General features: G+C 71.9%; 8 protein-coding genes. 4 read left to right on the top strand and 4 right to left on the bottom strand.

Going from position 1 to position 7,675, the window contains the following annotated elements; all coding sequences use genetic code 11:
- Nucleotides 1-74: 74 nt before the first annotated feature.
- Together ET526_RS10695 and hemF are read right to left on the bottom strand one after the other, a co-directional pair.
- Nucleotides 75-1,052, bottom strand: coding sequence for an NADPH:quinone reductase (locus ET526_RS10695; RefSeq protein WP_135467684.1), 978 nt, complete (start codon nucleotides 1,050-1,052; stop codon nucleotides 75-77).
- Nucleotides 1,053-1,158: 106 nt separating this feature from the next.
- A complete protein-coding gene (gene hemF, locus ET526_RS10690; protein WP_135467683.1) occupies nucleotides 1,159-2,070 on the bottom strand; it encodes an oxygen-dependent coproporphyrinogen oxidase in 912 nt (303 codons plus the stop codon).
- Nucleotides 2,071-2,272: 202 nt separating this feature from the next.
- On the opposite strand from hemF, the gene petA reads away from it, so the two are divergent.
- The 3 genes from petA to ET526_RS10675 all read left to right on the top strand — a co-directional run bounded on the left by petA (nucleotide 2,273) and on the right by ET526_RS10675 (nucleotide 4,945).
- The gene (gene petA / locus ET526_RS10685; RefSeq protein WP_135467682.1) at nucleotides 2,273-2,830 is read left to right on the top strand and encodes a ubiquinol-cytochrome c reductase iron-sulfur subunit; all 558 of its coding nucleotides are present in this window, start codon (nucleotides 2,273-2,275) and stop codon (nucleotides 2,828-2,830) included.
- 73 nt (nucleotides 2,831-2,903) lie between these two features.
- Nucleotides 2,904-4,175, top strand: coding sequence for a cytochrome b (locus tag ET526_RS10680; RefSeq protein ID WP_135467681.1), 1,272 nt, complete (start codon nucleotides 2,904-2,906; stop codon nucleotides 4,173-4,175).
- Nucleotides 4,175-4,945: a cytochrome c1 gene (locus ET526_RS10675; RefSeq protein ID WP_135467680.1), complete on the top strand. Its 771-nt coding sequence runs from the start codon at nucleotides 4,175-4,177 to the stop codon at nucleotides 4,943-4,945. Before ET526_RS10680 ends, ET526_RS10675 begins: the two co-directional genes overlap by 1 nt.
- A 56-nt stretch (nucleotides 4,946-5,001) precedes the next feature.
- Here ET526_RS10675 and ET526_RS10670 read toward each other — a convergent pair whose 3' ends face one another.
- Nucleotides 5,002-5,286 carry a PepSY domain-containing protein gene (locus ET526_RS10670; RefSeq protein ID WP_135467679.1) on the bottom strand — a complete coding sequence of 95 codons (285 nt, stop codon included), beginning with the start codon at nucleotides 5,284-5,286 and terminating at the stop codon, nucleotides 5,002-5,004.
- Between the two features lie 144 nt (nucleotides 5,287-5,430).
- Here ET526_RS10670 and ET526_RS10665 point away from each other — a divergent pair, with 144 nt between their 5' ends.
- On the top strand, nucleotides 5,431-6,324 hold the full coding sequence (locus tag ET526_RS10665) for an S-methyl-5'-thioadenosine phosphorylase (RefSeq protein WP_135467678.1): 894 nt from the start codon (nucleotides 5,431-5,433) through the stop codon (nucleotides 6,322-6,324).
- Between the two features lie 204 nt (nucleotides 6,325-6,528).
- On the opposite strand, the gene ET526_RS10660 is transcribed toward ET526_RS10665, so the two are convergent.
- On the bottom strand, nucleotides 6,529-7,602 hold the full coding sequence (locus tag ET526_RS10660; protein ID WP_135467677.1) for a DUF4118 domain-containing protein: 1,074 nt from the start codon (nucleotides 7,600-7,602) through the stop codon (nucleotides 6,529-6,531).
- Nucleotides 7,603-7,675 lie beyond the last annotated feature (73 nt).

The following is a 7,675-nucleotide window of genomic DNA, read 5'->3' as shown; positions in this document are numbered from 1 at the left end:
TGTGGATCAGGTTTGTCCACGCGGCTTAGGGCAGAGTCACGCTCTTGGCTGTTTCCAGCCATCCGCGATCTGCCCTAGCAGGCGAGCACCACATTGCCGATGTGGCGGCCCTGCTCCACCTCGTCATGGGCCCGCGCGCATTCGGCCAGGGGCAGGCGCGCGGCGACGGCGTGGCGCACCAGCCCGCGCGCGAGCCACGCCTGCAGCGCGCCGATCGCCGCCGCGCGCTGCGCCGCGTCCAACTCGTAGACGATGAAGAAGCGCACCGCGATCCCCTTCTGGATGGTCGGGGAGAAGGGGAACACCGCCTCCTGGGTGTTCGATCCGTAGCCGGCGACCACCGCGCCATAGGCGCAGAGCCGGTGCAGCATCGGCCCGTTGCCGGCAAGGTCCACCTCCACCACCCGGTCCACGCCGCGCCCACCGGTCAACTCCATCACCCGCGCCGGCACCTCCTCCCGCCGGTAGTTGATGGTAGCGTCGGCGCCGGCGGCCATCGCGTGCGCCGCCTTCGCCTCGCCGCTGACGGTGGCAAGGATCTGCGCCGCGCCGAGCAGGCGGGCGAACTGGATGGCATAGTGCCCGACGGCGCCGGCGCCGCCGGTGACCAGCACGCGCCTGCCGGTGACGCCGCCATCCGTCGCCACCGCGTGCAGCGCCGTCAGCGCCGGGATGCCGAGGCAGGCGCCTTCCTCGAAGCTGGTGCCCTCGGGCAGGGGCACCGCCTGGGCGGCGGGAAGGGCGATGTATTCCGCCGCGGTGCCGAAGGGGCGCTTCCACTGCCCGTTCCAGATCCACACCCGCTCGCCGATGCGGCCACGAGCCACCCCTTCGCCCACGGCCTCGATCACGCCGGCGCCGTCGCTGTGCGGGATGACGCGCGGGAAGGCCATCGGGCGGGTGCTGCCGCGCCGCGTCTTCCAGTCCGAGGGGTTCACGCCCGAGGCGGCGAGGCGCACCAGCACCTCGCCCGGCCCCGGCTCCGGCGTCGGCATCTCGCCGAGGGTCAGCACCTCGGAGCCGCCGTTCCGCTCGTACCAGACGGCGCGCATCAGGCGGGGCTCCGGGGCGGGGCGGGGGTGTGGGACATGGTCTGCATCCTCCTGTCCGGCGCAGCCTAGCGCGGCCGGGGCCGGACGCCACCGCCGCCCGGCGCGCTCAGGGCCAGCGCACCTCGGGCGGCAGGGACATCAGGATGGCCTCGACATTGCCGCCGGTACGCAGCCCGAACAGCGTGCCGCGGTCGTAGAGCAGGTTGAACTCCACGTAGCGGCCGCGGCGGATGAGCTGGTGCTCCCGCTCCGCCTCCGTCCAGGGCTCGTGCATGCGGCGGCGGACGATGGCGGGGTAGGCCTCGAGGAAGGCGAGGCCGACGTCGCGGGTGAAGGCGAAGTCGGCCTCCGGCCCGTGGCCGGGGGTGCGGTCGCCGAGCCAGTCGTAGAAGATGCCGCCCAGGCCCCGCGGCTCCCCCCGGTGGGGCAGGAAGAAGTACTCGTCGCACCAAGCCTTGAAGCGCGGGTAGTAGCCCGGATCGTGGCGGTCGCAGGCGGCGCGGAGCGCGGCGTGGAAGCGGGCGGCGTCCTCCTGCGCCTCGGGCGCCTCCGGCCGCATCGGGGTGATGTCGCCGCCGCCGCCGAACCAGGCGCGGCTGGTGGCGATGAAGCGGGTGTTCATGTGCGCCGCCGGCACGCGGGGGCTGCGCAGATGCGCCACCAGCGACACGCCGGTGGCGAAGAAGCGCGGATCCTCCTCGGCGCCCGGGATCTGGCGGCGGAACTCGGGGGAAAATTCACCGTGCACGGTGGAGACGTTCACCCCCACCTTCTCGAACACGCGCCCCCGCATCACGCTCATCACCCCGCCGCCTCCGCCCGGGCGGTCCCAGGCGGTGCGCTCAAACCGCCCCGGCGGAAGCCGGGCGTGGGGGCCGGCGGCGAGCTCGTCCTCGATCGCCTCGAAAGCGGCGCAGAGCCGGTCGCGCAGGGATTCGAACCAGGCGCGCGCCGGCGCGGCGAGCGGGTGTTCGGCCGGGTCCGGTGGCCCGGCAGGAGGGGCGGTCTCTTGGCTCAAGGCGTCGGCTCCTGGGGGCGGTTGGCGGTCCCGGCGGATTGCCACCCCGCAAACCGTAGCTTTATATGCGCCGCGGCGCAGCGGGGGAGCGCGGGCCGGCCTTCGGCATGTCCGCTCCTTCCCGCTGCGGCGCATGCACGCGGCCCCCGCCGGCCCCTTTTCGGGGACGAGCGTGGCCCGGATCAGGGACGAAGAAAGAGTCATGGCCGAGACGATGGCGCAGCACGGGTCGCGCCCCCCGCAGGAAGGCGAGACGCGCCGCGACTTCCTCAAGCTGGTGACGGGGGCCTTCGCGGCGGTCGGGGTGGGTGTCATGGCCTGGCCCTTCATCCACTCCATGAACCCGGCCAGGGACGTGCTGGCGCTCGCCAGCACCGAGGTGGACCTCTCGCCGATCCCGGTCGGCGCGGCGGTGACGGTGGTCTGGCGCGGCAAGCCGGTGTTCGTGCGCCACCGCACGCAGGAGGAGATCCAGGTCGCCCGCGCCGTGCCCCTCTCCCAGCTTCCCGATCCGCAGCCGGACCAGCAGCGCGTCATCCGCGACCCGTGGCTGGTGCTGATCGGCATCTGCACGCATCTCGGCTGCGTGCCCCTCGGCCAGAAGCCGACCGATCCGCGGGGCGATTACGGCGGCTGGTTCTGCCCCTGCCACGGCAGCCACTACGATACCTCCGGCCGCATCCGTCGCGGCCCGGCGCCCGCCAACCTCGAGGTGCCGGAGTACACCTTCACCTCCGACACCCAGATCCGCATCGGCTGAGGCAGAGGGGCCGGTCCGCGGAGGCGCCCCGGCGCCGGAGCGGTCCCGCCCCGCGACGCGAAGGAACACCGTCATGGCCACGGGCCCCCACACGAGCGAGTTCAAGAACCCGGTGGTGCGCTGGATCGACGCGCGCCTGCCGGTGTTCACCCTGATGCAGAAGGAGTACGGGACGTTCCCGACGCCCCGGAACTTCAACTACTTCTGGAATTTCGGCGCGCTGGCCATGGTCACGCTGGTGATCATGATCGCCACCGGCATCTTCCTCTCCATGCACTACACGCCGCACGTGCACTACGCCTTCGACTCGGTCGAGCGCATCATGCGCGACGTGAACTACGGCTGGCTGCTGCGCTACGTCCACATGAACGGCGCCAGCATGTTCTTCATCGTCGTGTTCATCCACATCTGGCGCGGCCTGTACTACGGCTCCTACAAGGCGCCGCGCGAGCTGCTGTGGATGCTCGGCGTGGTGATCTTCCTGCTGATGATGGCCACCGCCTTCATGGGCTACGTGCTGCCCTGGGGGCAGATGTCCTTCTGGGGCGCCACCGTCATCACCAACCTGTTCAGCGCCATCCCGCTCATCGGGCCGGACATCGTGGTGTGGCTGTGGGGCGGCTTCAGCGTGGACAACCCCACCCTCAACCGCTTCTTCAGCCTGCACTACCTGCTGCCCTTCGTGATCGTCGGCGTGGTGTTCCTGCACATCGCGGCCCTGCACGTGACCGGCTCCAACAACCCGCTCGGCATCGACCCGAAGGGGCCGCAGGACACCATCCCCTTCCATCCCTACTACACCATCAAGGACAGCGTCGGTCTGGTGGTGTACTTCATGGTGTTCGCGGTCCTGGTGTTCTTCATGCCCAACTACCTCGGGCACCCGGACAACTACATCCCGGCCAACCCGCTGGTGACGCCGCCGCACATCGTGCCCGAATGGTACTTCCTGCCCTTCTACGCGATCCTGCGCGCGGTGCCGGACAAGCTCGGCGGCGTGGTGCTGATGTTCGCCTCGATCGGCGTGCTGTTCGTGCTGCCCTGGCTCGACACCAGCCCGGTGCGCTCCATGCGCTTCCGCCCGGTGGCGCGGATCTTCCTGCTGCTGTGGACCGTGTCCTTCTTCGTGCTGATGTGGGTGGGCGCGAAGCCGGCGGAGGGCATCTACATCACCATCGCCCGGCTCGCGACCGCCTATTACTTCCTGTACTTCCTGGTGATCCTGCCCCTGCTCGGGCGGCTGGAGCGACCCTTGCCGCTGCCCGAAAGCATCGCCCTGCCGGTGCTGCGCGGCGGCGGCCCGCTGCCGGCGGGCGCCATGAGCAAGCCGATGGAGAAGGCGTGATGGCCGTGTTCCGCACCACCCTGAAGGCCGCCGCGCTCCTGGCCGGCCTGCTGTCCGCCGGCCCGGCCCTCGCCGCCGGGCCGACGGTGCCGCTGCCGGATGTGCGCTTCTCCTTCGACGGGATCTTCGGCACCTACGACCGCGCGGCGGCGCAGCGCGGCTTCCAGGTGTACAAGGAGACCTGCGCCGCCTGCCACGCCATGCGCCAGCTCTCCTACCGCAACCTGCGGGAGATCGGCCTTTCCGAGGCCGAGGTGCGGGCCATCGCGGCCACCGTCATGGTGATGGACGGCCCCAACGACGAGGGGCAGATGTTCGAGCGGCCCGCCCGCCCCTCCGACCGCTTCCGCAGCCCCTTCCCCAACGAGCAGGCGGCGCGCGCGGCCAACAACGGCGCCTACCCGCCCGACCTCTCGGTCATCACCAAGGCGCGGGAAGGCGGGGCGCGCTACATATACGCGCTGCTGACCGGCTACACCGACCCGCCGGAGGGCGTCGAGCTGATGGAGGGGATGTATTACAACGCCTACTTCCCCGGCCATCAGATCGCCATGGCCCCGCCGCTCAACGAGGGTCAGATCGAGTTCCACGACGGCACCCAGGCCACGGTCGAGCAGATGGCCCGCGACCTGACCACCTTCCTCGCTTGGGCGGCCGAGCCGGAGCTCGAGCAGCGCAAGAGAATGGGGGTGCGGGTGCTGATCTTCCTCACCATCCTCGGCGGGCTGACCTATGCGGTGAAGCGCAGGGTCTGGTCCGACCTGCACTGACCGGAAGGGCAGGGGGCGCCACGGGGGCGGCCCCCTGCGTCAGGCCGGAGTCGCCCTCAGTCCCGCTTGCGCTCGATCACGCGCAGATCGTCGGCGGCAAGCTTCAGGTCGTACTTGGTGCCGTCCGGCATGCGGGCATCGTCCACCTCGAAGACGCGCCCGTCATCCTCCCGCTCGATCTCCTCCCAGCTCACGAAGCCCATGGCGCGGAGCGCCTGCTCGACCCGGGCGCGCTCCTCGGGCGTCGGCCTCTCCCCCGCGGGCGCGGGCGCGGGCCAGGCAAGCGTGCCCGCCATCAGCAGGGCGGCGGCGAGACCGCCCGGGCGCATGAGTTTTCGCATGGTGGATCCTCCATCCTGCGGGCGTGTTCCGCCGCTCCGCCGAGACGCGCCGGAACCGCCACGGTTCCGGTGCGGGTCGGCCTTCGGCACCGTGCCCGATCCCTGTAGAAGGACCGCACCAGGACCTTCCCGGAGCGCGCTGCCATGCCCGACACCATCGAACCCGTCATCGGCCTGATCGGCGGGTCCGGCCTGTACGATATCGAGGGGCTGGAGGGGCGCGAGTGGCGGCGCGTGCAGACCCCCTGGGGCGAGCCCTCGGACGCGCTGCTGTTCGGGCGCCTCGCCGGCGTGCGCTGCGTGTTCCTGCCGCGGCACGGGCGCGGCCACCCGGTGCCGCCGAGCCAGCTCAACTTCCGCGCCAACATCGACGCGCTGAAGCGGGCGGGCTGCACCGAGGTCATCTCCCTCTCCGCCGTCGGCTCGCTGCGCGAGGAGCTGCCGCCCGGCCACTTCGTCATCGTGGACCAGTTCATCGACCGCACCTTCGCGCGCGCCAAGAGCTTCTTCGAGGCGGGCTGCGTCGCCCATGTCTCCATGGCGCATCCGGTCTGCCCGCGTCTCGGCGACGCGCTGGAGGCGGCGGCGCGCGGTCTCTCCCTGCCGGTGACGCGCGGCGGCACCTACCTGGTCATGGAAGGCCCGCAATTCAGCACCAGGGCGGAGAGCGAGCTGTACCGCCAATGGGGCTGCAGCGTCATCGGCATGACCAACATGCCCGAGGCCAAGCTCGCCCGCGAGGCGGAGCTCTGCTACGCGACCGTGGCCATGGTGACGGATTTCGACTGCTGGCACCCCGACCACGACCACGTCACCGTCGAGCAGGTGGTGAAGGTGCTGTTCGGGAACGCCGACAAGGCGCGGGCCCTGGTCCGGGCGGTGGTGCCGGCGCTCGGCCGCCCGCGCGGCCCCTGCCCCGCTGGCTGCGACCGGGCGCTGGACAACGCCATCATCACCGCGCCCGAGATGCGCGACCCGGCGCTGCTGGCGAGGCTCGACGCGGTGGCGGGGCGGGTGCTGGGCCGCTCCGCGGCCTGACGGCCCCCCCGACGGGCGCGGGTCGCGGGCGCCGGGGCGTTTTCCGTTCGCCTCGGTGCGCGGCGAGTGGGTTGGCCCTTTGATGAGCGGGCCCCTGGCCCGTCCGCGCCAAGGGGTCTGCCCCGGCCCCCCGAGGCGCACGCCGGCGTTGGAGGGCGGGTCGGTCGCCATCCGCGAGGCCCGATGCGAGGCCCGCGTGGGGCGTCAGCCTTCCGCCGGGAAGCGCAGCGTCCAGCCGGTGCCGGGCCCCTCGCCCGCGCTGCCGCAGCCCGGCCCGAGGTTGATGCGCCCGCCGAGCTGCGCCGCCAGCGCGCGCGCCAGGCGGGCGCCGAGGCCGGTGCCGTGGGCGGGGGCCTGCCCGTCATGGCCGATGCCGTCATCCTCCACCGTGAGCACGAACTCCCCGCCCTCGCGCCGGAACCCGATGCGGACGATGCCGTGGCGATCCTCGGGGAAGGCGTATTTCAGCGCGTTCGTCACCAGTTCGTTGACCACGAGGCCGACCGGCACAGCCCGCACCACGCTCAGCGGGTGGGATTCGGCCCGGACCTCGAGCGCCACCGGGCGCAGGCCGAAGGCGGCCTCCCGCAGATCCTCCCCCAGCCCCTCCAGGAACTGGCGGCTGTCGAGCACGGTGCCGGGCTGGTGCCAATGCGCCTCCAGCCGCTGGTTGACGCGCGACAGCGCCTGGATGCGCGACATCGCCTCGGCCAGGGCCTCGCGCACCGCCGGCGCCTCGCGCGCGGCGGCGACCTGGAATTGCAGCATGGCGATGAGGCGCTGCAGGTCGTTGCGGGAGCGGTGGATGCACTCGCGCAGCAGCGTCTCCCGCCCCGTGGCGAGGGTGGCAAGCTGGCGGTTGGCCTCGGTCAGCTCGGCATTGGCCGCTTTGGCCCGCTGCCGGTCCTCGGCCATCTCGGCGAGCGCGCCGTGCATCGCCTCCAGCAGGAAGGCGATGAGGACTGCCGAGATCAGGAACAGCAGCAGCTCTGCCATGTCGGATGCGTTGGCGATGTCCAGGCTGCGGACTGGCGGAACGAAGAACCAGGTGCCGAGCAGGGCGGCCATCGTCGTCGCGTAGAGGCTCGTGCCGCGGTCGAAGACCGAACCGGCGATCACCACCACGGGGTAGAAGGCCAGGAAGGGCCTGCCGGCGCCGGGGCCGAACAGCAGGAACCGCGTCGCCAGCGCGGCCGCCACCAGCGCCGTGGTGATGCCGTAGCGGACCCAGCCGGGCAGGGCCCGGGTGGCCGTGGTGAGGAAGAAAAGACGCTCCATGGCCGGCCAGAACAGCCCGCCCCCGAGACGGGTTGCCGGTCCTTTTGCCCGCGCGCGTCACCAAAGGGCGGGG

This window comes from Crenalkalicoccus roseus, assembly GCF_004761865.1.
In the GTDB taxonomy this organism is placed as follows: domain Bacteria; phylum Pseudomonadota; class Alphaproteobacteria; order Acetobacterales; family Acetobacteraceae; genus Crenalkalicoccus; species Crenalkalicoccus roseus.
Note: the sequence above shows the minus strand (reverse complement) of the source record. Positions and strands in the feature narration are given on the sequence as shown.